General features: G+C 61.2%; 26 protein-coding genes, 1 pseudogene and 1 riboswitch. Of the genes and pseudogenes, 14 read left to right on the forward strand and 13 right to left on the reverse strand.

Annotated elements, in window-relative coordinates:
* Positions 1-36: 36 nt before the first annotated feature.
* Positions 37-1,719, reverse strand: coding sequence for a fatty acid--CoA ligase (locus tag PFLQ2_RS05520; RefSeq protein ID WP_003185284.1), 1,683 nt, complete (start codon positions 1,717-1,719; stop codon positions 37-39).
* Between the two features lie 269 nt (positions 1,720-1,988).
* Here PFLQ2_RS05520 and PFLQ2_RS05515 point away from each other — a divergent pair, with 269 nt between their 5' ends.
* Positions 1,989-2,903 carry a glycosyltransferase family 2 protein gene (locus PFLQ2_RS05515; protein WP_003185285.1) on the forward strand — a complete coding sequence of 305 codons (915 nt, stop codon included), beginning with the start codon at positions 1,989-1,991 and terminating at the stop codon, positions 2,901-2,903.
* Positions 2,900-3,517, forward strand: a complete 618-nt coding sequence (locus PFLQ2_RS05510; protein WP_003185287.1) for a CatB-related O-acetyltransferase — start codon at positions 2,900-2,902, stop codon at positions 3,515-3,517. The genes PFLQ2_RS05515 and PFLQ2_RS05510 overlap by 4 nt, the downstream gene beginning before the upstream one ends.
* Positions 3,518-3,550: 33 nt before the next feature.
* Here PFLQ2_RS05510 and PFLQ2_RS05505 read toward each other — a convergent pair whose 3' ends face one another.
* Positions 3,551-4,180, reverse strand: coding sequence for a LysE family translocator (locus PFLQ2_RS05505; RefSeq protein WP_003185289.1), 630 nt, complete (start codon positions 4,178-4,180; stop codon positions 3,551-3,553).
* Between the two features lie 215 nt (positions 4,181-4,395).
* On the opposite strand from PFLQ2_RS05505, the gene PFLQ2_RS05500 reads away from it, so the two are divergent.
* The 3 genes from PFLQ2_RS05500 (at position 4,396) to PFLQ2_RS05490 (ending at position 7,241) form a co-directional block, all read left to right on the forward strand.
* Positions 4,396-5,361 (forward strand): 2-hydroxyacid dehydrogenase, encoded by a 966-nt coding sequence (locus PFLQ2_RS05500; protein WP_003185291.1) that lies wholly within the window; start codon positions 4,396-4,398, stop codon positions 5,359-5,361.
* A 33-nt stretch (positions 5,362-5,394) separates the two neighbouring features.
* Positions 5,395-6,393, forward strand: coding sequence for a class I SAM-dependent methyltransferase (locus PFLQ2_RS05495; protein WP_003185293.1), 999 nt, complete (start codon positions 5,395-5,397; stop codon positions 6,391-6,393).
* Between the two features lie 51 nt (positions 6,394-6,444).
* Positions 6,445-6,567: riboswitch (yybP-ykoY riboswitch) on the forward strand.
* Between the two features lie 89 nt (positions 6,568-6,656).
* Positions 6,657-7,241 carry a TMEM165/GDT1 family protein gene (locus PFLQ2_RS05490; protein ID WP_003185295.1) on the forward strand — a complete coding sequence of 195 codons (585 nt, stop codon included), beginning with the start codon at positions 6,657-6,659 and terminating at the stop codon, positions 7,239-7,241.
* 130 nt (positions 7,242-7,371) lie between these two features.
* On the opposite strand, the gene PFLQ2_RS05485 is transcribed toward PFLQ2_RS05490, so the two are convergent.
* Entirely contained in the window at positions 7,372-8,187 is an 816-nt protein-coding gene (locus PFLQ2_RS05485) for a M48 family metallopeptidase (protein ID WP_003185297.1), read from the reverse strand.
* 1,304 nt (positions 8,188-9,491) lie between these two features.
* Here PFLQ2_RS05485 and PFLQ2_RS31060 point away from each other — a divergent pair.
* Positions 9,492-9,686: pseudogene (locus PFLQ2_RS31060) on the forward strand (HAMP domain-containing protein); the annotation flags it as partial.
* 114 nt (positions 9,687-9,800) lie between these two features.
* Positions 9,801-10,544, forward strand: a complete 744-nt coding sequence (locus PFLQ2_RS31065; RefSeq protein WP_371261230.1) for a methyl-accepting chemotaxis protein — start codon at positions 9,801-9,803, stop codon at positions 10,542-10,544.
* A gap of 130 nt (positions 10,545-10,674) precedes the next feature.
* Here PFLQ2_RS31065 and PFLQ2_RS05475 read toward each other — a convergent pair whose 3' ends face one another.
* The 3 genes from PFLQ2_RS05475 to PFLQ2_RS29095 are packed head-to-tail and all read right to left on the reverse strand — an operon-like array spanning position 10,675 to position 11,786.
* The gene (locus PFLQ2_RS05475) at positions 10,675-11,298 is read right to left on the reverse strand and encodes an SOS response-associated peptidase (protein WP_003185301.1); all 624 of its coding nucleotides are present in this window, start codon (positions 11,296-11,298) and stop codon (positions 10,675-10,677) included.
* Positions 11,299-11,332: 34 nt separating this feature from the next.
* The gene (locus PFLQ2_RS05470) at positions 11,333-11,593 is read right to left on the reverse strand and encodes a putative signal transducing protein (RefSeq protein WP_003185303.1); all 261 of its coding nucleotides are present in this window, start codon (positions 11,591-11,593) and stop codon (positions 11,333-11,335) included.
* A 10-nt stretch (positions 11,594-11,603) separates the two neighbouring features.
* On the reverse strand, positions 11,604-11,786 hold the full coding sequence (locus tag PFLQ2_RS29095) for a CPXCG motif-containing cysteine-rich protein (RefSeq protein WP_003185305.1): 183 nt from the start codon (positions 11,784-11,786) through the stop codon (positions 11,604-11,606).
* 139 nt (positions 11,787-11,925) lie between these two features.
* Here PFLQ2_RS29095 and PFLQ2_RS05465 point away from each other — a divergent pair, with 139 nt between their 5' ends.
* Entirely contained in the window at positions 11,926-13,092 is a 1,167-nt protein-coding gene (locus PFLQ2_RS05465) for a 1-acyl-sn-glycerol-3-phosphate acyltransferase (RefSeq protein ID WP_033046273.1), read from the forward strand.
* Between the two features lie 63 nt (positions 13,093-13,155).
* On the opposite strand, the gene PFLQ2_RS05460 is transcribed toward PFLQ2_RS05465, so the two are convergent.
* Entirely contained in the window at positions 13,156-13,440 is a 285-nt protein-coding gene (locus PFLQ2_RS05460; protein ID WP_033046275.1) for a hypothetical protein, read from the reverse strand.
* 362 nt (positions 13,441-13,802) lie between these two features.
* Between PFLQ2_RS05460 and PFLQ2_RS05455 the strand changes: the two genes are divergently transcribed.
* Entirely contained in the window at positions 13,803-14,009 is a 207-nt protein-coding gene (locus PFLQ2_RS05455) for a hypothetical protein (RefSeq protein WP_003185312.1), read from the forward strand.
* Positions 14,010-14,136: 127 nt separating this feature from the next.
* On the opposite strand, the gene PFLQ2_RS05450 is transcribed toward PFLQ2_RS05455, so the two are convergent.
* On the reverse strand, positions 14,137-14,721 hold the full coding sequence (locus PFLQ2_RS05450) for a YajG family lipoprotein (RefSeq protein WP_003185314.1): 585 nt from the start codon (positions 14,719-14,721) through the stop codon (positions 14,137-14,139).
* A gap of 205 nt (positions 14,722-14,926) precedes the next feature.
* On the opposite strand from PFLQ2_RS05450, the gene PFLQ2_RS05445 reads away from it, so the two are divergent.
* Together PFLQ2_RS05445 and mqo are read left to right on the forward strand one after the other, a co-directional pair.
* Complete coding sequence (locus PFLQ2_RS05445; protein WP_003185316.1) at positions 14,927-15,160, forward strand: hypothetical protein; 234 nt, start codon at positions 14,927-14,929, stop codon at positions 15,158-15,160.
* 738 nt (positions 15,161-15,898) lie between these two features.
* Positions 15,899-17,404, forward strand: coding sequence for a malate dehydrogenase (quinone) (gene mqo / locus PFLQ2_RS05440; protein ID WP_003185318.1), 1,506 nt, complete (start codon positions 15,899-15,901; stop codon positions 17,402-17,404).
* A gap of 59 nt (positions 17,405-17,463) precedes the next feature.
* Here the strand turns inward: mqo and PFLQ2_RS05435 are convergent, their stop codons facing one another.
* The 3 genes from PFLQ2_RS05435 to PFLQ2_RS05425 form a co-directional block, all read right to left on the reverse strand.
* Entirely contained in the window at positions 17,464-17,925 is a 462-nt protein-coding gene (locus PFLQ2_RS05435) for a hypothetical protein (RefSeq protein WP_003185320.1), read from the reverse strand.
* 188 nt (positions 17,926-18,113) lie between these two features.
* A complete protein-coding gene (locus PFLQ2_RS05430; protein ID WP_003185321.1) occupies positions 18,114-18,401 on the reverse strand; it encodes a PA4642 family protein in 288 nt (95 codons plus the stop codon).
* A 61-nt stretch (positions 18,402-18,462) separates the two neighbouring features.
* Complete coding sequence (locus PFLQ2_RS05425) at positions 18,463-18,948, reverse strand: hypothetical protein (RefSeq protein ID WP_003185323.1); 486 nt, start codon at positions 18,946-18,948, stop codon at positions 18,463-18,465.
* 326 nt (positions 18,949-19,274) lie between these two features.
* Here PFLQ2_RS05425 and dauA point away from each other — a divergent pair, with 326 nt between their 5' ends.
* Positions 19,275-21,017 carry a C4-dicarboxylic acid transporter DauA gene (gene dauA / locus PFLQ2_RS05420; RefSeq protein WP_003185325.1) on the forward strand — a complete coding sequence of 581 codons (1,743 nt, stop codon included), beginning with the start codon at positions 19,275-19,277 and terminating at the stop codon, positions 21,015-21,017.
* Between the two features lie 123 nt (positions 21,018-21,140).
* Here the strand turns inward: dauA and PFLQ2_RS05415 are convergent, their stop codons facing one another.
* Together PFLQ2_RS05415 and PFLQ2_RS05410 are read right to left on the reverse strand one after the other, a co-directional pair.
* The gene (locus PFLQ2_RS05415; RefSeq protein ID WP_003185327.1) at positions 21,141-21,614 is read right to left on the reverse strand and encodes a WbuC family cupin fold metalloprotein; all 474 of its coding nucleotides are present in this window, start codon (positions 21,612-21,614) and stop codon (positions 21,141-21,143) included.
* 3 nt (positions 21,615-21,617) lie between these two features.
* Positions 21,618-22,175, reverse strand: coding sequence for a hypoxanthine-guanine phosphoribosyltransferase (locus tag PFLQ2_RS05410; protein WP_003185329.1), 558 nt, complete (start codon positions 22,173-22,175; stop codon positions 21,618-21,620).
* A 162-nt stretch (positions 22,176-22,337) separates the two neighbouring features.
* Between PFLQ2_RS05410 and upp the strand changes: the two genes are divergently transcribed.
* Positions 22,338-22,976, forward strand: a complete 639-nt coding sequence (gene upp, locus PFLQ2_RS05405) for a uracil phosphoribosyltransferase (protein ID WP_003185330.1) — start codon at positions 22,338-22,340, stop codon at positions 22,974-22,976.
* Between the two features lie 2 nt (positions 22,977-22,978).
* Positions 22,979-24,253: a uracil-xanthine permease family protein gene (locus PFLQ2_RS05400; protein ID WP_003185332.1), complete on the forward strand. Its 1,275-nt coding sequence runs from the start codon at positions 22,979-22,981 to the stop codon at positions 24,251-24,253.
* Positions 24,254-24,346: the final 93 nt, after the last annotated feature.

The following is a 24,346-nucleotide window of genomic DNA, read 5'->3' on the forward strand; positions in this document are numbered from 1 at the left end:
GGGGGTGCCGTGCCCTTTCGGGCACGGAAAAGCGCCTTAAAGCGTAGAGAGGAAGGTGCTGTTGTTGCTCTGCCATTCGGTGATGTCGACGCGGATGCGCTTCTTGTCGAGCTTGCCGACGCTGGTCTTGGGAATTTCCGTAACAAGGGCGATCTGGCTCGGGATCGCCCACTTGCTCAAGTGCCCCAGCTCGACGAACGGCTTGAGGTGTTCCTTGAGTTCTCGAGCCCCGATTTGATGCCCTTCGCGAATCACCAGCAAGGCAAACGGCCGCTCGCCCCACTGTGGATCGGGGATGCCGACCACTGCTACTTCGCGTACCGCCACGTGACGACTGATGAGGTCTTCCAGGTCCAGGGACGAGATCCATTCGCCGCCAGTCTTGATCACATCCTTGATACGGTCGCGGATGTCGATAACGCCCATGCTATCGAGGGTGGCAACGTCGCCGGTGTGCAGCCAGCCGCCGGCCCAGAGTTCGGCGCCCTTCTGCGGTTCGTTGAAATAACCTTCGGTGAGCCATGGCGCGCGCAGCACCAGTTCGCCCTGGGTCTCACCGTCGGCGGGCAGGAACCGCCCCTCGGTGTCGACGATTGCCGCTTCCACCAATGGCCCCGGCACTCCGGCCTTGATCCGGTAAGTGGTGCGCTCGTCTTCGCTGCCGGCCATCAATTCTTCGTTGAGGTGGGCACAGGACACCAACGGACCGGTTTCCGACATGCCGTAGGCGGCGGTGAGCTGGATGCCCTTGGCCTTGGCTGTTTCATACAGGCTGCGGTTCAGTGCACTGCCGCCGATGACGATTTTCCAGCCACCGAAATCGGTGCCCTGGGCGCCCTTGGCATTGAGGAGCATTTGCAGGATGGTCGGCACGCAATGGGAGAAGGTCACCTTTTCCTCGCGCCACAGCTGGACCAGAAACTCCGGATCGTAGCGCCCGGGGTAGACCTGCTTGAGCCCGAGCATGGTCGCCACGTACGGCAAGCCCCAGGCGTGGACATGGAACATCGGTGTGATGGGCATGTACACGTCGTTGGTACCCAGCAGCCGCACGCTGTCGATGGACCCCATGATGGTCGCCACGCCCATGGTGTGCAGGACCAACTGACGATGGGTGAAATACACGCCCTTGGGATTGCCCGTGGTACCGGTGGTGTAGAACGTGGTGGCGACTGAGTTTTCGTCGAAATCCTCGAAGTCGTAGGTGGGGCTCGCGGCGGCCAGCAATTGCTCGTATTCGCCGACGAGGTTGGGCAGGTCGGCGGTTTTTTCTGGCAGGTCGGTCAGCAGCAGGGTTTTCTCCACCGTGGTCAGGTGCCCGGCAATCGCCTGGTAAAGACCGACAAACTCGCTGTTGACCAGCACGAAGCGGTCCTCGGCGTGGTTCATGGTGTAGAGGATCTGCTCCGGTGACAGGCGCACGTTGATGGTGTGGATCACCGCGCCGATCATCGGGATCGCGAACATGCATTCCAGGTAACGATGGCTGTCCCAGTCCATCACCGCCACGGTATCGCCAGCCTTGACCCCGGCCTCGGTCAACACATTGGCCAGGCGCGCCACCCGTTCGATCAACGTTGGATAGGTGTAGCGCAACTGGTCACGGTAGATGATCTCGCGGGTTTTCTCGTAACGTGTGCCGGACATCAGCAGGCGCTTGATCAGCAGCGGGTATTGATAAGCGCCTTCGGCTGGAGGAATAACGCGAGTCTGCAACATAAGTGTCCCTTTTCTGACTGCACGGTCTTGGCTGGAAGATAAGCACTCTAGAGCGCTTATACACGGATCAAATCAGCCAAAGGAATGATTTGATTCACCACGCAAATACTAGCCTTGAGCCATCCAGGCAGCAGATTCGGCAAACATGCCATCACCAGACTTGTCAGATCGAGATCCAACGGCGAGCATAGGTACCACTCTTGTTACAAGGCCTGTAGGGACGTGCCCTGACAGGTTTCCACAATGCCGCCGCCCTTGGCAGAGAATTAATGAGCGCCGAATTGACCTTTTCCCAGGCCACAGCACCCCAGGTTGCGCCGCTGGTGTCGATCGTGGCCCCTTGCTACAACGCCGAGAGATACCTGGAAGAAGCGATCCACAGCCTCTTCGCCCAGGACTACCCGAACGTTGAAGTAATCGTGGTCGACGATGGCTCCACCGACAACAGCCTCGCCCTGCTCCGACAGTTGCAGCAGACCTACGATTTCCAGCTCTATTGCCAGGAGAACCAGGGTGTCAGTGCAGCACTCAACCACGGGTTGACGTATGCCAAGGGCACTTACGTATCGACGCCGGACCTCGACGACGTGATGTTGCCCCATTCGATCCGGGTGCGAGCCCAATACCTGGACGAGCATCCGCAAGTCGGCTGTGTCGGCGCGCTGGTCATTTACATGGACAGTGAAGGCCGCACCATCAAGGAACAACAGCGCGATCACATCCGGGTCCATACCTTCGATGAGCTGTTGCGCGATGCTACGGTAATCGGCGCGCCCGCCGCGCTGTACCGCATGAGCGCACTGCAGGACGCCAACTTTTACGATCCGCTGCTGCGGGTCCAGGACTTCCAGATCACCCTGCGGATCGCTCACCGTGGTTATGAGATTCATGAATTGCCGATCCGCGTCACGCGGTATCGACGCCACCCCAACAACTTGTCGCGAAAGTACCGCTTGATGCTCGAGGCGGACCTGCAGGCCATCGAGCCCTATCAGGACCACCCGGCCTACGAGTCGGCGCGCACGGTGCTGGTGCATAAAGCGCTGAAATACGCCGTGGTCGAAGACCGGAAGGAAGCCTGGCAGTTATTGCGCAGCATTCCATGGCGCTACTTGAACAAAACCAGTTTCAAGCGTTTCAGGCGGCTGGTCTTGCGACGTCCGAAGGCGAGACCTCGGCCATGAAGTTCTTGCAAAAACTCAAGGAACGCAACGTACGCAAGCACCTCAAGCGCCTGGAAAAACTGGAGAGAGCACCGGAAAAAATCCGCCTGCGATATCCGAAATACCAGGTCGGCGTAGGCACTTATGGCGTGCCCGAGGTGATGGAGTTCGGCGACGACACGATCCTCAAGGTCGGGTCTTATACGTCGATTGCCCAAGGGGTGAAGATCCTTCTGGGCGGCGGACATCGCACCGACTGGGTCAGCACGTTCCCGTTCCCGCTGATGATCGATGAAGCCCGCGCCATTCCCGGCTGCAGCCCAACCAAGGGCGACGTGGTGATTGGCAGCGATTGCTGGATCTGCGCTGAAGCGATGATCCTGTCCGGCGTGACCATCGGCCATGGGGCCGTGATCGCGGCGGGGGCGGTGGTGACACAGGACGTCGAGCCTTACGCCATTGTGGGCGGCAACCCGTGCCGGTTCATCCGCTGGCGCTTCGAGGAACCGGTACGTCAGGCCCTGCTTCAGTCGGCCTGGTGGGAGTGGCCGATGGAAGAAATCAAGGCGGTGTCACCGCTGCTGTGCAGCGACAACATCGACGCCTTCCTGGATTACGTCCATCGACGTCCTTGATCCTTCGATGTTCCGTGAAAACGATCGATACGATCAGTGCATTTCGGTAAAGGCCAGCTTCACGCCAATGGCGACGAGCACCGCGCCCATGGTCCGGTCGAACCAGTGGCCCATCCGGGCGAAACCGGCGCGCACCCGCTGCTGGCTGAACAGCATCGCCACCAGGCAGAACCAGACCGCCGTCGCGACTGCCAGGTACACGCCGTAGCCGGCCTGGACCGCCAGGGGCGTATGCGGATTGATCACCACGGTGAACAGCGACAGGAAAAACAGCGTCGCCTTGGGGTTCAGGCCATTGGTGACGAAGCCCGAGGTGAACGCGCCGCGGGCGGTACGTTCACCCACTTCCTTGTGCAGGTTTTCGTCGGTCGGCTTGGCCGGCTGCGCCCGCAGCGCCTTGAAGCCGATGTACAGCAGGTACGCCGCGGCGGCCCATTTGAGCGCGTTGAACAGCACGATCGATTGCGACACGATCAGGCCTATACCCAGCAGCGAGTACCCCACGTGAAGGAAAATCGCCGTGCCAACGCCCAATGCCGTCCAGGTCCCGGCGCGGCGGCCATGGGTCACGCTTTCACGCACCACCACGGCAAAATCCGGCCCGGGGCTGGCAACGGCCAACAAGTGGATCAGGGCGACGGTGAGAAATTCGGCGAGGTACATGGGAGCTCCTTGAGGTTAGGCCTTGTTAAGTGACGACCGTGGCAAGGGGGCTTGCTCCCGCTCGATTGCGCAGCGATCGCCTGCCGTTGATTGGACCTGCCGCGCAGGCCAATGGGAGCAAGCTCCCTCGCCACGGATGTCGGCGCCACGGCCATGGTTCATCTGATAGGCTCGCCACATTACGCCTTCGGTTCTTCACATAAAAGGTACAGCTGATGACGAACAACGCCCGCGCAGTTTTCCTCGACCACCCTTCCCTGGACCTCGGCGACCTGGACCTGGGCCCGCTGCGCGATTGCTTCGAAGAACTGCAGCTGTTCGCCCGGACCACGCCGGAGCAAGTGACCGAGCGGCTCAAGGGCGCTACCGTCGCGATCACCAACAAAATCGTGATCGATGCCGCCGCCATGGCCGCCAACCCGGAGCTCAAGCTGATCCTGATCAGCGCCACCGGCACCAACAATGTCGATCTGGCGGCCGCCCGCAGCCACGGCATCACAGTGTGCAATTGCCAGGGCTACGGCACGCCATCGGTGGCCCAGCATACGATCATGCTCTTGCTGAACCTGGCGACGCGCCTGGCCGATTACCAAAAAGCGGTGGGTGAAGGTCGCTGGCAGCAAGCTACACAGTTCTGCCTGCTGGATTACCCGATTATCGAGCTGCAAGGCAAGACCCTGGGATTGCTGGGCCATGGTGAGCTGGGCAGCGCCGTCGCACGGCTGGCCGAAGCCTTTGGCATGCGCGTGCTGCTGGGGCAAATCCCGGGGCGCCCTGCCCGGCCCGATCGTTTGCCGCTGGAGCAACTGCTGGGGCAGGTCGATGCGCTGACGCTGCACTGCCCGCTCAACGAACACACCCGAGGGTTCATCGGCGCTCGGGAACTGGCGCTGCTCAAACCTGGCGTTTTGGTAGTCAACACCGCACGCGGAGGGCTGATCGACGAACAGGCATTGGCCGAGTCGTTGCGCAGTGGCCACCTGGGCGGCGCCGCCACCGACGTGCTCAGCGTGGAACCGCCGACCCAGGGCAACCCGCTGCTGGCCGGCGACATCCCTCGGCTGATCGTCACGCCACACAACGCTTGGGGCAGCCGTGAGGCGCGGCAGCGAATCGTCGGCCAGATGTCCGAAAATGCCCGGGGCTTTTTCAGCGGAACACCACAGCGGGTCGTCAGTTGATAAACTGCCGCACTTTTTTTCAAGGAGCAGACCATGGATCCGCGCAGTGAAGTACTGCTTCGTCAGGCCGATTTATTCCAGGGCTCGGTGTTGCTGGCCGGCCTGCCCGCCGATGATCTGCTTGGCCGCTTGCCCGATGCCCATGGCTGGTGCTGGCACGCCGGCGATCAGGCCGCGCTGGAGGCCCGCTTTCCCGAACGCAGCCACTTTGGCGTGAACGTACCCGAGCGGGGGTTCGACACCGCCGTGGTGTTCCTGCCCAAGGCCAAGGACCTCACCGACTACATCCTCAATGCCGTGGCGGCGCGCCTGGGCGGGCGCGAGGTGTATCTGGTGGGGGAAAAACGCAGCGGTATCGAGGGCGCGTCGAAACAGCTCAACCCGTTCGGCAAACCGCGCAAGCTCGACAGCGCGCGGCATTGTCAGCTCTGGCAAGTCACCGTCGCCAATGCCCCCGAGGCCAAGCCCCTGGAAAGCCTGGCCCAGACCTACGAGCTGCCCCTGGCCGAAGGCGCGCTGAAAGTCATCAGCCTGCCAGGTGTGTTCAGCCATGGGCGCCTGGATCGTGGCAGCGCGCTGTTGCTCGACCATTTGGACAAGCTGCCCAGCGGCCATTTGCTCGATTTCGGTTGCGGTGCCGGTGTGCTGGGGGCGGCGGTCAAGCGTCGCTATCCGCACAACACCGTCACGCTGCTGGACGTGGACGCGTTTGCCGCCGCCAGCAGTCGCCTGACCCTGGCTGCCAACGGGCTGGAAGCCGAGGTGCTGACCGGTGACGGAATCGATGCTGCACCGATGGGCTTGAGTGCGATTTTGAGCAATCCGCCTTTCCATGTCGGCGTGCATACCGACTACCACGCCACGGAAAATCTGCTGCGAAAAGCAGCGAAACATCTGAAAAACGGTGGCGAACTGCGGCTGGTCGCAAACAGTTTCCTCAAGTACCAGCCGCTGATCGAAGAGCACCTGGGCGTGTGCGCCATCAAGGCCGAAGGCCAGGGTTTCCGCATCTACCGGGCCAAGCGTGGCTGAAACCTTTTTTAAGAAACAGCACTTGCCCAATCGGATTTGCCTAGGCAGAATCCGCTCCGTCCTAGGGGAGTAGTCTCCCGCGAGCGCCAGGCTCGCCCGGCATACGTCAACATACTTGGTCAGCAGACCATGGCGTATGCGGCCCAAGCGTCCACGCAGATGGTCGCTGGGTTTGACAAGACCTATGACACGCACACCTTACCCGGGGCGGGAAGGCTGTACGTGTCATAGCCGTGTCGACCCGCCCCTTTAGGAATCACCTGATGCTGGACTCTCTCCTCGTACCTACCGCTATCGTTGCGCTGGCCGAAATCGGCGACAAGACGCAATTACTCGCGCTCATTCTTGCGGCTCGCTTCCGCAAGCCCTGGCCGATCATCGCCGGCATCGTTGCCGCGACACTGGCCAACCATGCGGCAGCCGGGGCAGTCGGAGCCTGGGTCGGCAGTATTTTCTCGGATGCGGTCCTGCACTGGATCCTGGCAGCGAGCTTCGCGGCCACGGCGCTGTGGACCCTGGTCCCGGACAAGCTGGACGACGAAGAAGCCAACACCGCCCGCAAGTTCGGGCCATTCCTGACCACCCTGATTGCCTTTTTCCTGGCGGAAATCGGCGACAAGACGCAGATCGCCACGGTGATGCTCGCGGCGCAATACCCTGAGCTGTGGCTGGTGATCATCGGCACCACCGTGGGCATGCTGATTGCCAACGTGCCGGTGGTGTTGGCGGGCAACTTCGCCGCCGAGAAACTACCCCTGACCTTGATCCGCCGCCTGGCCGCCTCGGCGTTTTTCGTCTTGGCGATTGTTGCGGTGTACAAGGCGATGCAGAGCAGTGGGTGGGTTTGATCAGATTGATGCAGGCTCTTGTGGCGCGGGAGCTTGCTCCCGCTGGTTGCGAAGCAGCCCTAAGCTTTTGCGGCCGCTGCGCGACCGAGCGGGAGCAAGCTCCCTCGCCACAGAGAAACAGCCTTGACGCTTACTTTTTGGCCTGCTGATAAAGCGGCATCACCTTCGGAATCGCCGCCTGTAACGAGGCGATCCGGCTGCTGGACGAAGGGTGGGTGCTCATGAATTCCGGCGGCGCCCCTTCGGAGGCCTTGGCCATCTTGTTCCACAAGGTGATCGCGGCGTTCGGGTCGTAGCCGGCGCGGGCAGCCAGTTCGAGGCCGATCAGGTCGGCTTCGTTCTCGTTTTCGCGGCTGTTGGGCAGGGTCATGCCGTAGTTGGCGACGGTGTCGGCCAACGCCAGGCTGTCCTGGCCCAGCCCGAACAAGGCGCCGGCGCCCTGCTTGGCCATCTCGATACCATAAGCCTTGGACATTGCTTCACGCCCATGCTCGCGCAGGGCGTGGGCGATTTCATGGCCCAGGATCGCGGCGATTTCGGCATCGGTGAGCTTGAGCTTGTCCATCAGCCCGGTATAGAAAATGATCTTGCCGCCAGGACCACAGTTGGCGTTGAGCTCGTCACTCTTGATCAGGTTCACTTCCCACTGCCACTGCGCCGAATCCGGACGGAATATCGGGGCCTGGGCAATCAGCCGGTCGGAAATGGTCTGGATGCGCTTGGCGTCGCTGCTGGTCTTGTCCAACACGCCCTGGCTGCCCGCCTCGCCCACGGTCTTCTGATAAGACTGGGCATACATCTGGTTGACCTCGGCAGTCGACAGCATGCTGAACATGTACTGCTTACGCTCCACGCCCACGGCTCCGCCGCTGGTGGTGTTGACCGACTGGCAACCGGTAAGCAATAACGCCGCGCTCAGAGCGCTCACCATCAATGTCTTGTTCATGTAGAAGCTCCCTGGAAACGTGGGCGTATCCTAGGCGTTGATTTGTATCGGCGCCAGATACAACAACGAGGGGCCAAGCGTTTTTTTCAGACCAGGCCCACCCAGTCCATTTGCGACACCCACGAAGCCAAAACAGTCAGCCGACGAACAGTGCCTCATGCCGGGGTGTGAAAACGCCGATACACGCTCAAGACGTCATCTTCGCGTCCGGAGCCTTTATGAAATTCAAATCGATCCAGTCTTCCGTAGCCGCCCTGGCCGGTGCCATCGTGCTCAGCGTGGTCGGCGCCCTTGTGCTGTATGCGCTGTTCGCCGGGGCCCGCACCCAGGACATGGTGCAACAGCGGACCACGGCGCAGTTCGAGCAACTCATCGAACAGCGTCTCAGTGCCTTGGCCCGCACCCAGGCCAGCCTGATCCAACGGGAACTGGAAGCCCCGTTGCTGCTCGCCCGTGGCCTGGCTACCAGCAATGCCATGATGGGCATGAACGGCGCGGATGGCAGCCCACAATTGAAGATCCCCCGGGAACAGCTGATCAGCCTGCTGCGCGAGAACGTGGTGCGCAATCCGAAAATCCTCGGTGCCTACATCGCCTGGGAACCCAACGCCATCGATCACGACGACGCCAATTATGTGAACAGCCAGGTGTTGGGCATGGAGACCAACGGGCGTTTCCTGCCATGGTGGTTCCGCAATCAGGACGGTACGCTGGGCCTGGAAAAACTCGCCGACGTGACCGACCAGAAACTGCTCTCCACCGGCATCCGCGCCAGCGAGTACTACCTGTGCTCCCAAGACAGCAAGAAAGCCTGCGTGATCGACCCGGCGCCCTACCGCGTCGGCGACACCATGACCATGCTCGCCTCGTTCATCGAACCCATCCTGATCGACGGCAAGTTCCAAGGCATTGTCGGGGCCGACCTGTCGGTGAACTTCATCCAGGACATGCTCGTTGCCGCGGACGGCAAGCTGTACAACGGCGCCGGCGAGATGGCGTTGCTTTCCAGCAACAATCGACTCGTAGCCTTTACCAAGGACCCGAGCAAACTCGGCGAGAAAGCCAGTGACCTGCTTGATGCCAGTGAACTGGATAACCTGGCCAAGCTTGCCGTCGGCGACATTCGCTACGACATCGACGAGGAGCATGGCCACATCGAGGTGTACATGCCGTTCGGCATCGGCGAAACCAACGCCCGCTGGACCTTGATGCTGCAGTTGCCGCTGAACGCGGTCATGGCCGATTTGCAGACCTTGCAAAAAGACCTGGATGAGCAGCGCGAGACCGACATTTTCGGCATGGCCATGGTCGGCCTGGCGATAGCCGGTATCGGTCTGCTGGTGATCTGGCTGGTGGGCCACGGCATTGCCCGGCCACTCAAGCAAATGGTGGCGATGCTCGACGATATCGCCCAGGGCGAAGGCGATCTGACCCGTCGCCTGGTTAGCGACCGCGCCGATGAACTGGGCGCGATTGCCCGGGGCTTCAATACCTTCCTGAGCAAGTTGCAGGGGATGATTACCCAGGTCGTGACCTCGGTGCAGAGCGTCAGCGATTCGTCGGAGCACACCGCCGACATCGCGATCCGCACCAACCAGGGCGTGCATAAACAAATGTCGGAAATCGATCAGGTCGCCACCGCCGTGCACGAAATGACGGCCACCGCCCAGGACGTGGCGCGCAACGCGACCCAGGCCGCCCAAGCCGCCAGCCATGCAGACCAGGCTGCCAGCCAGGGCATGCAGATTGTGCGAGACACTTCCACGTCCATTGGTGCCCTGGCCGTGGAAATCGGCAAGGCCGTGGGCGTGGTACAGACCCTGGCCAAGGACAGCGAGAACATCAACGCGATTCTCACCGCCATTCGCGGAATCGCCGAACAGACCAATTTGCTGGCCCTCAACGCGGCCATCGAAGCGGCCCGGGCCGGCGAGCAAGGCCGTGGTTTCGCGGTGGTCGCCGATGAAGTGCGCAACCTGGCGCAGAAGACGCAACAGGCCACGGAAGAAATCCAGTCGATGATCCAGCAATTGCAACAGGGCACCCGGGATGTGGTGCGGGTCATGGAAGACAGCCAACATCGCACAGATGAAAGCGTGCAGCACGCGGCGAAAGCGGCCCAGGCCCTGGAAACCATCACCCAGGCGGTGTCGGTGATCAACGACATGAACACCCAGATCGCCAGCGCCGCCGAGGAGCAAAGCGCCGTGGCCGATGACATCAACCGTAACGTGATCAACATCGGGCAAGTGGCAAACGAAGTGGCCAGCGGAGCCGATGAATCCAGCGCAGCCAGCGCCGGCCTGACAAAACTGGCAGAGCAGCAGCGGCGGTTGATCAATCAGTTCAGGGTCTGATCCAAAGGCCTCATCGCGAGCAAGCTCCCTCCCATAAGGGACTTATGGTGGACACAATATCTGTGAAACGCCCGCAGCCCCTGTGGGAGCGGGCTTGCTCGGGAAGGGGCCGGCACTGGCGCCACAACACTCAAGCAGGGGTCAGGCACTCCGGCCCATTGAGTTTCGGATCGTTGACCATGTTGGCCAGCACCCGCTCACGCAATTGCGCCGGCTCGCTGGCCAGCAATCCTTGCAGTGCATGCAGCGGCGTCTCGGGGTCGAGCCACAGGCGCTGGCCCTCTTCGTCAAGGATCAACGGCCGGCGCTGACCCGCCGCCGGCTGGGTGATGACCGCCGTGCTCAGCCACACCTGCTCCTGGACCGGATACGCCTCCCAGATAGCGGCGAAGAACACTGACGAGCCCTCCCCCGGCGTCAGCCAATACGGCCGCTTGCGGGTGCCGCCGCGCCATTCGTAGAAGCCGTTGGCCGGCAGCAGGCAGCGACGCAGCCGCAGGGCTTCACGGAACATCGGCTGTTCGGCCACGGTTTCGGCCCGGGCATGGGCCGGGGTGCGGGACAGGTCGGTCAGCCACGGTGGCGTCAGCCCCCAGCGCGCGCGCGCCAGTTCACGCTGTCCCTCGGCACCGGCTCGCAACATCAGCACCGAATCGTTGGGCGAAATATTCCATTGGGCCTTCTGGTCGGCGGGAAAGCCGGGCAAGGCCGCGAAGGTCGGATTCCAGCGAAACAGGGCGTAACGTCCACACATGCGCAACACAACTCTTGATCAAACGGCCGCCAGCCTAGCAGACCAGCGTCCCGGGGTAACTGTCCGGCTCATCGCCAGGCAACGGCATCGCCGCATTGTACGCAGCGATCAACTCACGGGCGTATTGCGCCTGGTCGTCCTCCACTGCCAGTCCCAGCAAGCCCTGCATGGGCAACTCCCCTGCGCCACCCAGCAGATCCCGGCCCATCAAGTGCGCCGTGATGCCTTCGCTGGCGAGCATGCCTTGCAACAACTCGCCTTCCATCAGGTTTTCCAGCTCGTAGATTCGCTGCATGGGCGCCCCGTCATTCGTTTTCGCTGAAGACCTCAAGATGCCATTCCTCATCATGGACCTGCAGGACAAAGGTGATTGGCTTGCAACACACCTGACAATCCTCGATATAAGTCTGGTCGCCGCCGGACAGATCGACGCAAGTCTCCACTTCCTCACCACAATACGGACAATCATAAAGAGCAGTTTCCAGCATCGCGGTCTCCCAGGTGACTTGTGCGTATAATCGCCGGTCTATTTGCAGGGCTATTTTTGTCTGGCTTACTTTTCAGGCCGTGCCCCGTCGTTTTTTCGATCGAACCTTTACTTACCCTAGCCGTTTCCAACAAGAGAGCATGATGGGCGAATTCGATGCCATCCGACCTTACGACGACAGCGAAGTACCAGCGGTGCTGGCACGGCTGCTCGGCGACAAGGCGTTTCTAGATATCCTCACCCACTTCCGCTTCCCACGCCTGGCCGGCGCCTTCGGCTGGATGCTCAAACCCCTTATAGCGCAAAGATTGCGCCGTGAGTTTGCCGGTGTGACGTCGGTCGCCACCTTGCAGGACAAAGTGGAGTTCTACGTCGACCACACCATCGAGCGGGCCACCGATGGCGTCACCTACACCGGGGTTGAGCAATTCAAGTCAGGCAGTGCGTACCTGTTCATCGCCAACCACCGCGACATCGTGATGGACCCTGCCTTCGTCAATTACGCCGTGTACCACGCCGGCCTGCCGACGCCGCGCATCGCCATTGGCGACAACCTGCTGCAAAAGCCTTTTGTCAGCGACCTGATGCGCCTGAACAAAAGCTTCATCGTGCACCGCTCCATCACCGGACGGCGGGAGAAAATGGCGGCCTACCAGTTGCTGTCGGCGTACATCAATCATTCGATCCGCAACGATTGCGCCTCGATCTGGATCGCCCAGGCAGAAGGTCGGGCCAAGGACGGTGATGACCGTACCGAATCGGCGATCCTCAAAATGTTCCACATGAGTCGCAAGGATGAGCCGTTCGGTGAGGTGATCCAGTCACTGAACCTCACGCCGGTGTCGATCAGCTACGAATACGACCCGTGCGACCAGGCCAAGGCTCGCGAGCTGTACATCCGCGCCACCACCGGCACCTACACCAAGGCACCGGGCGAGGACGACGTGAGCATTGCCACGGGTATCACCGGTTATAAGGGTCGGGTCCATGTGAATTTCGCCGCGCCGATCACCGAGCTGTTCGAAGACACCAAGCAACTGGCCCTGGAAATGGACCGGCAGATCCTTGGCGGCTATCGGCTATTCCCGGTGCATTACCTGGCTTATGCCCAGTGGGCCGACGCCGACCCGCAATTGCAGGTTCCCACGGCAGGCGAAGTATTTGGCGCCGACGAACTGGCCAAGGCCGAGCAGGAATGGCAGCGCCGGCTGGACGCTTGCCCACCGGAACACCGGCCGTTCCTGGTGCTGCAATATGCGACACCGGTGCGCAATCAGTATCGGGTCAAGGCCGGGCTGGCACTGTAAGGCCTTTTCTAGAGGGGCTGCTTCGCAGCCCAGCGGGAGCAAGCTCCCTCGCCACGGGCTAGCTCAGCGGATCTGCGTGCTGATCCACGACACCAGCAACGCCAGCGCCAGGCAGCCGAAACCGAACCGGTAGAAAAACCGGTTCATCCGCTGGGTCGCCAGGTCCAGCAACGCTTCGAATCGTTCATTGCTTGCGCTGTTACGCGCTTCGAGGCAGGCCCGCGCCCGTTGTTCACGACGATGCGTCGCGTGCAACACCCAACCGCCAGGGCAGGCAAACAGCAACGCGAGCAGGTTGATCAGTTTGGCGGGGTGGGCAGCGAACAATGAAAACAGATGCAGCGACATCATGAACCTCAAGCGATAAACGGACACAACGCGCCCGGGACCTACGAACAGGGCGCGGATTCTACCGAAAGCCCGCCGCCCTGCCCTGCTTTTTCCGACCGGTAACGATCAGCTGGGGTAATGCCTGGTGACTTCGTGGCGAGGGAGCTTGCTCCCGCTGGGATGCGCAGCAGCCCCAAAAAACGACTTGCGCGATTAACCTGACACACCGAGACGCTAGCCGGGGCTGCTGCGCTGCCCAGCGGGAGCAAGCTCCCTCGCCACAGGGTCCGCAATCAAGCCTTGGGTTAATTTCGCCCGTCACGGTTTCGTCATCTGAATAGGCCACTCTGTCGCCCTTTCAAACCCGCACGGAACCCGACATGTTGCACGCCGAGAATCAGGATCGCCTCTACCTCATCAGCCCGAGCGACGAACAACAGAACCTCGTCGACAGCTTGTCCTTCAACGTCCAGGACCGGCACTGGCTGGTGTATTGCGCCCTCGGTGGCCATCAACATGCCGACCTGCCGGAAACCGACCTGCTGACCGGGATCAGTGTGCTGGAGTTCTACTCCCAGGCAGCCTAAGCATCCCCAAGAAACGACTGTGGGAGCGAGCTTGCTCGCGATGGCGGCGAATCAGTCGACATAAAAGTCACTGACATTGCGCTATCGCATGCAAGCTCGCTCCCACAGGTGGCAAGGGGCTCAGTGCTTACTCAGCCAGCACCTGACCAATGGTCGGGTCCTTGAACAGCCGGGTCAGGGCATCGCTCAACACATCGCTGACCAGCTTGGTATTGGTGTCCTGGTTGGGCGCCATACCGAAGCGCTGATCCAACGAAGCACCGTAACGACCACTGTAGCGGCGGCTGGCGTTCTGCACATCGGAGCGGAATGTCGCGCCAATGGTCGCCTCAGTCACGTACATGCCTTCCTTGGGCGACTGATACTTGAGCTCAGCCAGGGTCACGGTCAATTGCGGAGCGTTCAAGGCATTGGCTGTCGGGGTGAAGCCCAGCAGACGCACCGCTGCTTCGGCCTGGGCCTGCAACTTGGGCAGGATCTGCGCGCCCTGCACGGTGATCACGCTGGTTTCCGGATACAGGCCGCCACGGGTACCGAGCGTCGGCGACGGACGACCGTCCACCACCCGCACCACCACCGGCTGGCCACGGCCCACAGGCGCCAGTTGGGCGTTGAGCTTGGGCTCCGGGTTAAGTTGTTGCGGGCTGTGGGCGCAGCCGACGAGGGTCAGACTGGTCACAGCGATCAAACCGAACAACAGGCGTTGCAACATGCTCTTCTCTCCAGAATCGGGCACAAACAGGCCGGCAGTATAGCGGTGCGCCATCGCGTGGAACTAGCGCCTTGCGATGAATACTGAAATGTCTGACATGGGCCGTGGTTACCGGTTCCTGTCACTCCATTGTCACGGTCCTTACACCGGCATGTCATGGCCCTTTGTCAGGCTTACCACAAGCTCCCTGACCCGGTATCCGCTCATGCGCTTCCTTATTTCCCTGTTCACCCCGCGCCCGCATCACCGCAGCTTCGCCCTGCTCGACCGCAATGGCCGCTGCCAGGCCTTCAAGCAATGCAACCTGCAGCCCATGGGCGAAGGCTGGGTGGAAATCGAAGAGATCCGCCTCAACTGGCTGCACCAGCCGTTGCCTGCCAGCGCCCGCGTGCAGCCACTTCGCGCTCGCGCACGCAGCCGACAGTTGTTGACCATCTGACCGGACGCCTAATAAAAGTCATTAAACACGACCATTTCCCTGCGTTTCTTCGATACAATCTCCCCCCGATTATAAGGACGTCTCCTGATCGGGCCTCGCAACACCGCTGATGCGCTGGTATTGGCACTTCGCACCGCCCACAGAGAGCCGCCCACACAGATCGAGTGAAGCTGGCGCGCTTGCTGTTCTCTCAGGCAAATCACCACTTTTCGCGAATCTGCAGAGCTGTCATTACGCTCGGTCACTGAGCTGTCTGCCCGTTTTGCCTGTCATGTACTACATGGGGGCAACCAAACCGGGCGCAGTGCCAGGCTGGGACAGCCCTTTTTTGAGGTTCACGTCTTCAAAAGAGCGTGAAAAAACGGGTTTTCACAACTTCACGAGAGTGTGGCGAGCAAATGAAGAGTTTTGCGTCTGAACAAGCACCATTAGCGTCTGGAACAGCCCAACGACACAGGACCGGATATCGTTCAAGAACCGGCGCCTGAAGCCTGTCCGCTACGGATTTGGTTGCACGAACGGATGTCTCGGCCATAAGTCGAATTGCCGGCCCGGCGCTTAAATGAGTTCATAGGACTCTTGAGGCCAGGCTGCATGCATCCGCAGTAGTTGCGAAAAATTGCGAAGATTCGGACATGGCGATCCTGGCCATGGGTACCTGGGGCGCAACCGACCTGCCCCGTCACTCCTGGCCGCTATGCCGACAATTTGGTGCTGCAGATTTTGGAGACGCGTTAAATGGCGCATAACGAAGCAGTCGACGTAGTTCTGGTAGGGGCCGGCATCATGAGTGCCACCCTGGCCGTACTGCTCAAGGAGCTCGACCCCGCGATCTCGCTGGAAGTCGTCGAGCTGATGGATTCCGGTGCCGCGGAAAGTTCCAACCCATGGAACAACGCCGGCACCGGTCACGCCGGGCTGTGTGAGCTGAACTACACACCCCAGGCAGCCGATGGCAGTGTCGACATCAAGAAGGCCGTGCACATCAACACCCAGTTCGAGGTGTCGAAGCAGTTCTGGACCTACCTGACCAAAAAGGGCACGTTCGGCTCATCCAAGTCCTTCATCGCGCCGGTACCGCACCTGAGCTTCGTCCAGGGTGAGAAAGGCGTGTCGTTCCTGAAGAAGCGTTTCGAGCTGATGCGCCAGCATCATGCCTTCGCCGACATGGAATACACCGAAGACAAGGCCCAGATGGCCGAGTGGATGCCGCTCATGATGCCCGGCCGGCCGACTGATGAAGTCATCGCCGCCACCCGCGTCCTGAACGGTACCGACGTCAACTTCGGCGCCCTGACCAATCAGTTGCTCAGGCACCTGGGCAGCGCGCCGGACACCCAGATCAAATACTGCAAGCGCGTCACCGGCCTCAAGCGCAACGGCAGCGGCTGGACCGTCAGCATCAAGGACGTCAATTCCGGCAGCACCCGTGAAGTCGACGCCAAGTTCGTATTCCTCGGCGCCGGTGGCGCGGCATTGCCGCTGCTGCAAGCGTCGGGCATCGAGGAAAGCAAGGGCTTTGGTGGCTTCCCGGTCAGCGGCCAATGGCTGCGTTGCGACAACCCGGAAGTGGTCAAGCACCACCAGGCCAAGGTCTACAGCCAGGCCGCGGTGGGCTCGCCGCCCATGTCGGTGCCGCATTTGGACACCCGCGTGGTCGATGGCAAGAAATCCCTGCTGTTCGGGCCATACGCCGGTTTCACCACCAAGTTCCTCAAGCACGGTTCGATCATGGACCTGCCATTGTCGGTGCGTGCCGGCAACATCGGCCCGATGCTGGCCGTGGCCCGGGACAACATGGACCTGACCAAGTACTTGATCAGCGAAGTGATGCAATCCATGGAGCAGCGCCTGGAATCCCTGCGTCGCTTCTATCCCGAAGCGAAAGCCGAGGACTGGCGCCTGGAAGTGGCCGGGCAGCGGGTCCAGATCATCAAGAAAGATCCAAAGAAAGGCGGCATCCTGCAGTTCGGTACCGAGCTGGTGGCGGCCAAGGACGGCACCCTCGCCGCCCTGCTTGGCGCCTCGCCGGGCGCCTCGGTGACCGTCTCGATCATGCTGGACCTGATCGAGCGCTGCTTCCCGGACAAGGCCAAGGGTGAATGGGCCACCAAGCTGGCGGAGATCTTCCCGGCCCGGGAGAAAGTGCTGGAAACTGACGCGGCGCTGTATCGCAAGATCAATGCGCAGAACAACATCGCGCTGGAACTGGTTGAAGACAACAAGGCTCAAAGTTACGCCTGACACTGCGTACTTATAAAAAGCCTCCCGTGCAAACGAGAGGCTTTTTATTCTCCACGTGATTAGTTCATACTGAACTTGATGCGCGTTCCACCATGACGAACGTAATCGTCGTTATCTTCAACTTCAAATAACTCTGCGATACAGGCGCCTGCTGGTTTCGCTTCAACCCAGCGACGATAGGGCATTATCTGCTCATCACTCACCGACGCTTTAGCGATATGCCCGAAACTGAAATGACAAGTGCGGGCTCCTTGGGTGTAGGTAAATGACACCCGCTCGGCGCGCGACTGGGGCAGGTAATAGGTTAGTTCCTGGCTCTCACCGGGGCTTACCGAAAAGCTGTGGCCTGCATTTTCCGGGGCCAGAGACCACGTGAAATCGCTGTCCGGAACAATGACCGCTGAGGTTGCGTTGAATATCTCCACATTGACGATCTCATCGAACGCATTGGAAACCGCACTTGCAAGACAGCCAATCAAAGCCAATAAAACCCCGGCGATACATCTACTTTTATCTTCCATAATAAATAAAGCTCCATTTAAACGATTGAAATGAAACCACTTGGCCTCAACGCAAAAGTAATGGAAACCTGGATAAAACGAAACAGCCCGAATGGTGACATAACCTTTCGGGCCGAGTTGAATAAATCATTGGGATACTGCTAGAACATTCACACACCCCGAAGAGCGTGGACATTCACTCCATGCGCTCAGCCGCGCGCGTTATTGATCAACTCAATGTATTCCTCGGCGTTACGCTGGTCCTGGATCAGCGCAACGAAATCATTGCCGTGCTCGTCCTTGCCATTGAGGTCGTAACCGGCCTCGATGAAGAACACCAGGAACCGCTCGAAATCGTCGAGCCGCAGGCCACGATAGCCCTTGATCAGTTTGTGCAACGACGGCGACGTGGCATCGACCGGCTCGAAATTGAGGAACAGCTTGATCTGTTCATCGCCAATCTCATCACCAATCACTTGTTTCTTGTCTTTACGCATTGCCGGCTCCAGCTCGCACAGTTCACGGGGCGGGCAGTTTACCCCCGCCAGGCCCCAGGGCTCAACGCGGGCGTTCGGCGCCGGTGTGCAGGTCGGCCCAGATATGGCCATTGGCGTAGACGAGGAATTGCACGTAGACCGTATCATTGCGCAACAGATCGATGACCACCCGATACTGGGCCTGTGGATAAGACAGGGTCAGGGTCTTGCTCGCCTCGTCGAAGACCGGTTTCTTCAGGCTTTTGCTTTCGCCGTCGAAGTTGAGGATCACCTGGCTGATGGAGGCGCCCTTGTTCAGCGGCTTGCCCTTGAGGCGCACCAGCAACGGCGAAGTGACCGGTATCGGCTGCTGGTTGGACTGGCGCTGGTTGCCCAGCACCACCGAATACTCGGTCACTTGCAGCAACTGCTGCTGTTCAGGCTGTTCCTGGCGCACCACCAGGTCATCGGGCGGCAGGAACTGGCTGTGCATCGGCGCGGCCATGGTCGCCAGGGGCAGGCTGGATATCAGCAGCAAAGCGGCACAACGGCGGATCGATACACTCATGACAGGCTCCGGGGTCTTGGCCTGGCACTCTAGCATGAGCACGGACGATACAAATAAGCGATCCAGGTCAATACATCCACGCAGCGGGCGCGGCATACTCAGGGAGCCATCAGCCCCGCTGCAAGTCGCTGACACCTTGTGGCGAGGGAGCTTGCTCCCGCTGGGTGGCGAAGCCGCCCCAAAATGGGTTGACTCAGTTCTTCAGACGGAGTGCGTCAGCCGGTTTTACGACGGCTACGCCGCCGAGCGGGAGCAAGCTCCCTCGCCACAGGGGATTGTGCCCGGCAGATCCGAATGCAGTGTCCCGTTCATTTCGTGGAGTGCCCATGTCTTTCTCCGCCCCTCCGTTGTTCGCCGCCTGGCGCCAAGCCTGGCGCGCCGGTTATACCCTCGAGCGCCTGCGTGGCGATCTCGTCGCCGGGCTGACCGTCGGTATCATCGCCATTCCCTTGGCCATGGCCCTGGCCATCGCCGTCGGCGTGCCGCCACAACATGGGCTCTACACCGTGCTGGTCGCAGCGCCGCTGATCGCCCTCACCGGCGGCTCGCGGTTCAACGTAAGTGGGCCGACGGCAGCGTTCGTGGTGATCCTGCTGCCCATCACCCAGCAGTACGGCCTCGGCGGCCTGCTGCTGTGCACAATGCTCGCCGGGCTGATTCTGATCGCCTTGGGATTGATGCGCGCCGGGCGACTGATCCAGTACATCCCCTACCCCGTTATCCTGGGTTTCACTGCGGGGATCGGCGTGGTCATCGCCACCTTGCAGTTGAAGGACCTGCTGGGCCTGACCACCGCAGGCCAGGCCCGGCACTACATCGAACAATTGGGCGAATTGATCGTCGCCCTGCCCGGTGCTCGCCTGGGCGATGGCATCATCGGTGTCACCTGCCTGGCGGTGCTGGTTGCCTGGCCGCGCTGGGTGCCGAGGGTCCCAGGACATTTGGTCGCCCTGCTGGTCGGTGCGCTCCTGGGACTGGCGATGGAACACGGCGGATGGCCGATCGCGACGCTGGGCGAACGCTTCAGCTACGTTGTCGACGGCATCGCCTACCCGGGCATTCCACCATTTTTGCCAAGCTTCGATTGGCCCTGGAACCTGCCGGACGGTCAGGGGCATCCCTTGACGCTGTCCTATGACCTGATTCGCCAGCTCCTGGCGCCTGCCTTCGCTATCGCGATGCTCGGCGCCATCGAGTCGCTGCTGTGCGCCGTGGTGGCGGACGGCATGACCGGCAGCAAGCACGACCCCAATGCCGAGCTGATCGGGCAAGGCCTGGGCAACCTGGTGGCGCCCTTGTTCGGCGGCATCACCGCCACGGCAGCCATTGCCCGCAGCGCCACCAATGTGCGCAGCGGCGCCTCTTCACCCCTGGCGGCGATCATCCACAGTCTCGTGGTGCTGGTGGCGATTGTGCTGTTGGCGCCGCTGTTCAGCTACTTGCCCATGGCCGCGCTGGCCGCATTGCTGGTGATGGTCGCCTGGAACATGAGCGAAGCCGGGCACGTGCTGCACACCCTGCGTATCGCCCCACGCAGTGACGTGCTGGTGCTGCTGACGTGCCTGAGCCTGACGGTGCTGTTTGACATGGTCATGGCCGTCGCCGTCGGCCTGCTGCTGGCCGCCGGGCTGTTCATCAAGCGCATGAGCGAACTGACCGACAGCGCCGAGCTGCCGCGCCACTTCCACCAAGCCCTGGCGGACATGCCCGAGCATGTACGCTGCTACGGCATTCGGGGGCCGCTGTTTTTCGGTGCGGCAGAAAAAGCCCTGGATGTGCTGCGCAAATTCGATCCGGGCATCCGGGTGGTGGTGGTGGAAATGAGTGCCGTGCCCATGCTGGACATGACTGCATTGGCCGCTTTTGAAAATATCCTGAAGGATTACCGCAAGCAGGGCATCGGGCTGATTCTGGTGGCGACGGCGCCGCGGGTGCGCCTGAAGCTGCGCCGTGCCGGCATTCATCGGGAGCAGCGCCAGTTGGCCTATGTTCAGACTTTGGAGCAGGCGCGGGTCAAGAGTGAGCAGTGGCTGGCGGGTGGCAGCGCCGCTCATTCAAGACTTGCTTGAACCGTGGCGAGGGAGCTTGCTCCCGTTTGGGTGCGTAGCACCCACCTGCACATAGGGCTGCTGCGCAGCCCAGCGGGAGCAAGCTCCCTCGCCACGGGGAACTGCGGAGTATCCTAAAACCGCTCAGTCGAACTGAGCGCGCATCCAGGCGTGGTATTCGGCCACGCCCGGCTCGCCTTCGCGGGGCGCCCAATGGGCCAGTTCACCGTCGCCCACGGGCCGGTAAGGGCCGGCCTTGCACTCGAACATCAGGCTGTCGGCTTCCAGTACCACCAGGCCGTGATAGACGCCAGCCGGCAGGTCGACGCCCAGGCAATCGCCACCGGCCTGCAGGATGCGTTTATCTGTCACCGCACCGGTTTCATCGAAGATCAGCACCCCAAGCCGTCCCTTGAGCACCAGCAAGGTTTCGGCCTTGTCGGCGCTCAAATGGCGATGCGGAGGGATGTAGGTGGACGGTTGCAAACCCACCGCCATGCGGTGGCAGGGTTCGTCCATCTGATGGAAATTATGATGTTGCCGCCCACGGGGACTGGCCGCGGCGTTCCCGGCCAACTCGTCAAACAGCGCTTGATCCAGGAAGCTTGGCCGGGTCATCGATTACATTCCTTTAACGGCGAAGATACCGTTGGCGTTGCGCCAGTAGCCTTTGTAATCCATGCCGTAGCCGAAGATGTAGCGGTCGATGCACGGCAGGCCGACGAAATCGGCTTTCAGGTCGGGACGGGCCTTGCGGTCGTGGTCCTTGTCGATCAGCACGGCGGTGTGCACGGCGCGGGCACCGGCGTGCTTACAGAAGTCGATGATGGCGCCCAGGGTATGACCTTCGTCGAGAATGTCGTCGATGATCAGCACGTCGCGGTCAATGAACGAGACTTCCGGCTTGGCTTTCCAGAACAGGTCACCGCCGCTGGTTTCGTTGCGATAACGGGTCGCGTGCAGATAGGACGCTTCCAGGGGGAAGTTCAGATAAGTCAGCAGCTTGCCGGAGAAAATCAGCCCGCCGTTCATCACGCAGAACACCACCGGGTTGGTATCGGCCAGTTGCTCGTTGATTTGCGTACCGACACGGGCGATGGCCGCTTCGACTTCAGCTTCGGTGTACAGGCAGTCAGCCTCTCGCATGACTTGACGGATATGCTCGAGATCAGCGGACATGTCGCTCTCCAGGGTCGCAGGTTCGGAAAAGCGGGCAAAGGTACGCATCCCGCCCGGCCAGATCAAGCGTTTGTGGACTAACGTTCTGTATTGTCTATAGGACAACACCCTCGGATAGATTAATCTAGGCCGGTTTTTTTGCCCGCCGCCGGAGCCTTCCCCATGCCCATCCTCGAGATCCGCCATCCGCTGATCAGACACAAACTCGGCCTGATGCGCCGCGCCGATATCAGCACGAAGAACTTTCGCGAGCTCGCCCAGGAAGTCGGAGCCCTGCTCACCTACGAAGCCACCAAGGATTTGCCGCTGGAGTCCTACGAGATCGACGGCTGGGCCGGTACGGTCCAGGTGGAGAAAATCGCCGGCAAGAAGATCACCGTAGTGCCGATCCTGCGCGCCGGCATCGGCATGCTCGAAGGCGTGCTGAGCCTGATCCCGGGCGCCAAGGTCAGCGCCGTGGGCGTGGCTCGCAACGAGCAGACCCTGCAAGCCCACACCTACCTGGAAAAACTGGTGCCGGAAATCGATGAGCGCCTGGCCATGATCATCGACCCGATGCTTGCCACCGGCAGCTCCATGGTCGCTACCATCGACCTGCTGAAAAAAGCCGGTTGCCGGGACATCCGCGCCATGGTGCTGGTGGCTGCCCCCGAAGGCATCAAGGCCGTGCAGGACGCGCATCCGGACGTGACCATCTACACCGCATCCATCGACCAGAAACTCAACGAGCACGGCTACATCATCCCGGGCCTGGGCGATGCCGGCGACAAAATCTTCGGCACCAAGCAGAAGGACGCTTGAGCATGCAGGATGAGTTCAACGATCCGCTCTGGCGCCAGGTGCTGTCCGGCGCACAGATGCTGTTCGTCGCCTTCGGCGCGCTGGTGTTGATGCCGCTGATCACCGGGCTGGACCCGAACGTAGCGCTGTTCACCGCCGGCCTGGGCACGATCCTGTTCCAGATCGTTACCGGGCGCCAGGTGCCGGTGTTCCTCGCTTCGAGCTTTGCCTTCATCACCCCGATCATCCTCGCCAAGGGCCAGTTCGGCCTGGCGGCGACCATGGGTGGCGTGATGGCGGCCGGTTTCGTCTATACGTTCCTGGGCCTGGCGGTGAAGATCAAGGGCACCGGGTTTATCGACCGGTTGCTGCCACCGGTGGTCATCGGTCCGGTAATCATTTCCATCGGCCTGGCCATGGCGCCGATTGCCGCGAACATGGCGATGGGCAAGGCTGGGGATGGTACCGAGCTGATTCATTACCAGACCGCGATGCTGATTTCGATGCCGGCGCTGCTCACCACCCTGATCGTCGCGGTGTTCGGCAAGGGCATTTTCCGCCTGGTGCCGATCATTTCCGGCGTGCTGGTGGGCTTTGCCATGGCGTTTTTCTTCGGCGTCGTCGACACCGCGAAAATCGCCGCCGCGCCATGGTTCGCCCTGCCGAACTTCACCGCACCGGAGTTCAACTGGCAGGCGATCCTGTTCATGGTGCCGGTTGCCCTGGCGCCGGCCATCGAGCACATCGGCGGAGTGATTGCCGTGGGCAGCGTGACCGGTCGCGACTACCTGAAAAAGCCCGGCCTGCACCGCACGCTGCTCGGCGATGGCATCGCCACCACCGCCGCCGGCCTGTTCGGCGGCCCGCCCAACACCACCTACGCCGAAGTGACCGGTGCAGTGATGCTGACCAAGAACTACAACCCGAAGATCATGACCTGGGCGGCGATCTTCGCCATCAGCCTGGCGTTCATTGGCAAGTTCGGCGCGCTGCTGCAAAGCATCCCGGTACCGGTGATGGGCGGGATCCTGTGCCTGTTGTTCGGTTCGATTGCCGCGGTGGGCATGAATACCCTGATCCGCCACAAGATCGACTTGGGCGAGGCGCGCAACCTGGTGATCGTTTCGGTGACGCTGGTGTTCGGCATCGGCGGTGTGCTGGTGGGCACCGGCACCGGTCCGGACGACTTCGGCCTCAAGGGTATCGCGCTGTGCGCGGTGGTAGCGATCGCGCTGAACCTGCTGCTGCCGGGCAATGACGGCTGGAAGCAGAAGAAGGCGGATGAGCCGCTGCTATGAATCAGTAAGGTCTATGTGGCGAGGGAGCTTGCTCCCGCTGGGTTGCGCAGCGACCCCAAGCTTTGCGAGCGCTTCGCGCTCGAGCGGGAGCAA

This window comes from Pseudomonas fluorescens Q2-87 (assembly GCF_000281895.1).
GTDB lineage: Bacteria > Pseudomonadota > Gammaproteobacteria > Pseudomonadales > Pseudomonadaceae > Aquipseudomonas > Aquipseudomonas fluorescens_S.

What these genes read in the sequence shown, in the direction of transcription:
- PFLQ2_RS05425 (WP_003185323.1), bottom strand. Translation starts at nt 18,948, where the DNA reads ATGAGTGTATCGATCCGCCGTTGTGCCGCTTTGCTGCTGATATCCAGC.
- mqo (WP_003185318.1), top strand. Translation starts at nt 15,899, where the DNA reads ATGGCGCATAACGAAGCAGTCGACGTAGTTCTGGTAGGGGCCGGCATC.
- PFLQ2_RS29095 (WP_003185305.1), bottom strand. Translation starts at nt 11,786, where the DNA reads ATGCTGGAAACTGCTCTTTATGATTGTCCGTATTGTGGTGAGGAAGTG.
- PFLQ2_RS05510 (WP_003185287.1), top strand. Translation starts at nt 2,900, where the DNA reads ATGAAGTTCTTGCAAAAACTCAAGGAACGCAACGTACGCAAGCACCTC.
- dauA (WP_003185325.1), top strand. Translation starts at nt 19,275, where the DNA reads ATGTCTTTCTCCGCCCCTCCGTTGTTCGCCGCCTGGCGCCAAGCCTGG.
- PFLQ2_RS05455 (WP_003185312.1), top strand. Translation starts at nt 13,803, where the DNA reads ATGTTGCACGCCGAGAATCAGGATCGCCTCTACCTCATCAGCCCGAGC.
- PFLQ2_RS05495 (WP_003185293.1), top strand. Translation starts at nt 5,395, where the DNA reads ATGGATCCGCGCAGTGAAGTACTGCTTCGTCAGGCCGATTTATTCCAG.
- PFLQ2_RS05475 (WP_003185301.1), bottom strand. Translation starts at nt 11,298, where the DNA reads ATGTGTGGACGTTACGCCCTGTTTCGCTGGAATCCGACCTTCGCGGCC.
- PFLQ2_RS05505 (WP_003185289.1), bottom strand. Translation starts at nt 4,180, where the DNA reads ATGTACCTCGCCGAATTTCTCACCGTCGCCCTGATCCACTTGTTGGCC.
- PFLQ2_RS05400 (WP_003185332.1), top strand. Translation starts at nt 22,979, where the DNA reads ATGCAGGATGAGTTCAACGATCCGCTCTGGCGCCAGGTGCTGTCCGGC.
- PFLQ2_RS05430 (WP_003185321.1), bottom strand. Translation starts at nt 18,401, where the DNA reads ATGCGTAAAGACAAGAAACAAGTGATTGGTGATGAGATTGGCGATGAA.
- PFLQ2_RS05460 (WP_033046275.1), bottom strand. Translation starts at nt 13,440, where the DNA reads ATGTCGCTGCATCTGTTTTCATTGTTCGCTGCCCACCCCGCCAAACTG.
- upp (WP_003185330.1), top strand. Translation starts at nt 22,338, where the DNA reads ATGCCCATCCTCGAGATCCGCCATCCGCTGATCAGACACAAACTCGGC.
- PFLQ2_RS05450 (WP_003185314.1), bottom strand. Translation starts at nt 14,721, where the DNA reads ATGTTGCAACGCCTGTTGTTCGGTTTGATCGCTGTGACCAGTCTGACC.
- PFLQ2_RS05515 (WP_003185285.1), top strand. Translation starts at nt 1,989, where the DNA reads ATGAGCGCCGAATTGACCTTTTCCCAGGCCACAGCACCCCAGGTTGCG.
- PFLQ2_RS31065 (WP_371261230.1), top strand. Translation starts at nt 9,801, where the DNA reads ATGTCGGAAATCGATCAGGTCGCCACCGCCGTGCACGAAATGACGGCC.
- PFLQ2_RS05415 (WP_003185327.1), bottom strand. Translation starts at nt 21,614, where the DNA reads ATGACCCGGCCAAGCTTCCTGGATCAAGCGCTGTTTGACGAGTTGGCC.
- PFLQ2_RS05500 (WP_003185291.1), top strand. Translation starts at nt 4,396, where the DNA reads ATGACGAACAACGCCCGCGCAGTTTTCCTCGACCACCCTTCCCTGGAC.
- PFLQ2_RS05410 (WP_003185329.1), bottom strand. Translation starts at nt 22,175, where the DNA reads ATGTCCGCTGATCTCGAGCATATCCGTCAAGTCATGCGAGAGGCTGAC.
- PFLQ2_RS05520 (WP_003185284.1), bottom strand. Translation starts at nt 1,719, where the DNA reads ATGTTGCAGACTCGCGTTATTCCTCCAGCCGAAGGCGCTTATCAATAC.
- PFLQ2_RS05470 (WP_003185303.1), bottom strand. Translation starts at nt 11,593, where the DNA reads ATGCAGCGAATCTACGAGCTGGAAAACCTGATGGAAGGCGAGTTGTTG.
- PFLQ2_RS05490 (WP_003185295.1), top strand. Translation starts at nt 6,657, where the DNA reads ATGCTGGACTCTCTCCTCGTACCTACCGCTATCGTTGCGCTGGCCGAA.
- PFLQ2_RS05465 (WP_033046273.1), top strand. Translation starts at nt 11,926, where the DNA reads ATGATGGGCGAATTCGATGCCATCCGACCTTACGACGACAGCGAAGTA.
- PFLQ2_RS05485 (WP_003185297.1), bottom strand. Translation starts at nt 8,187, where the DNA reads ATGAACAAGACATTGATGGTGAGCGCTCTGAGCGCGGCGTTATTGCTT.
- PFLQ2_RS05445 (WP_003185316.1), top strand. Translation starts at nt 14,927, where the DNA reads ATGCGCTTCCTTATTTCCCTGTTCACCCCGCGCCCGCATCACCGCAGC.
- PFLQ2_RS05435 (WP_003185320.1), bottom strand. Translation starts at nt 17,925, where the DNA reads ATGGAAGATAAAAGTAGATGTATCGCCGGGGTTTTATTGGCTTTGATT.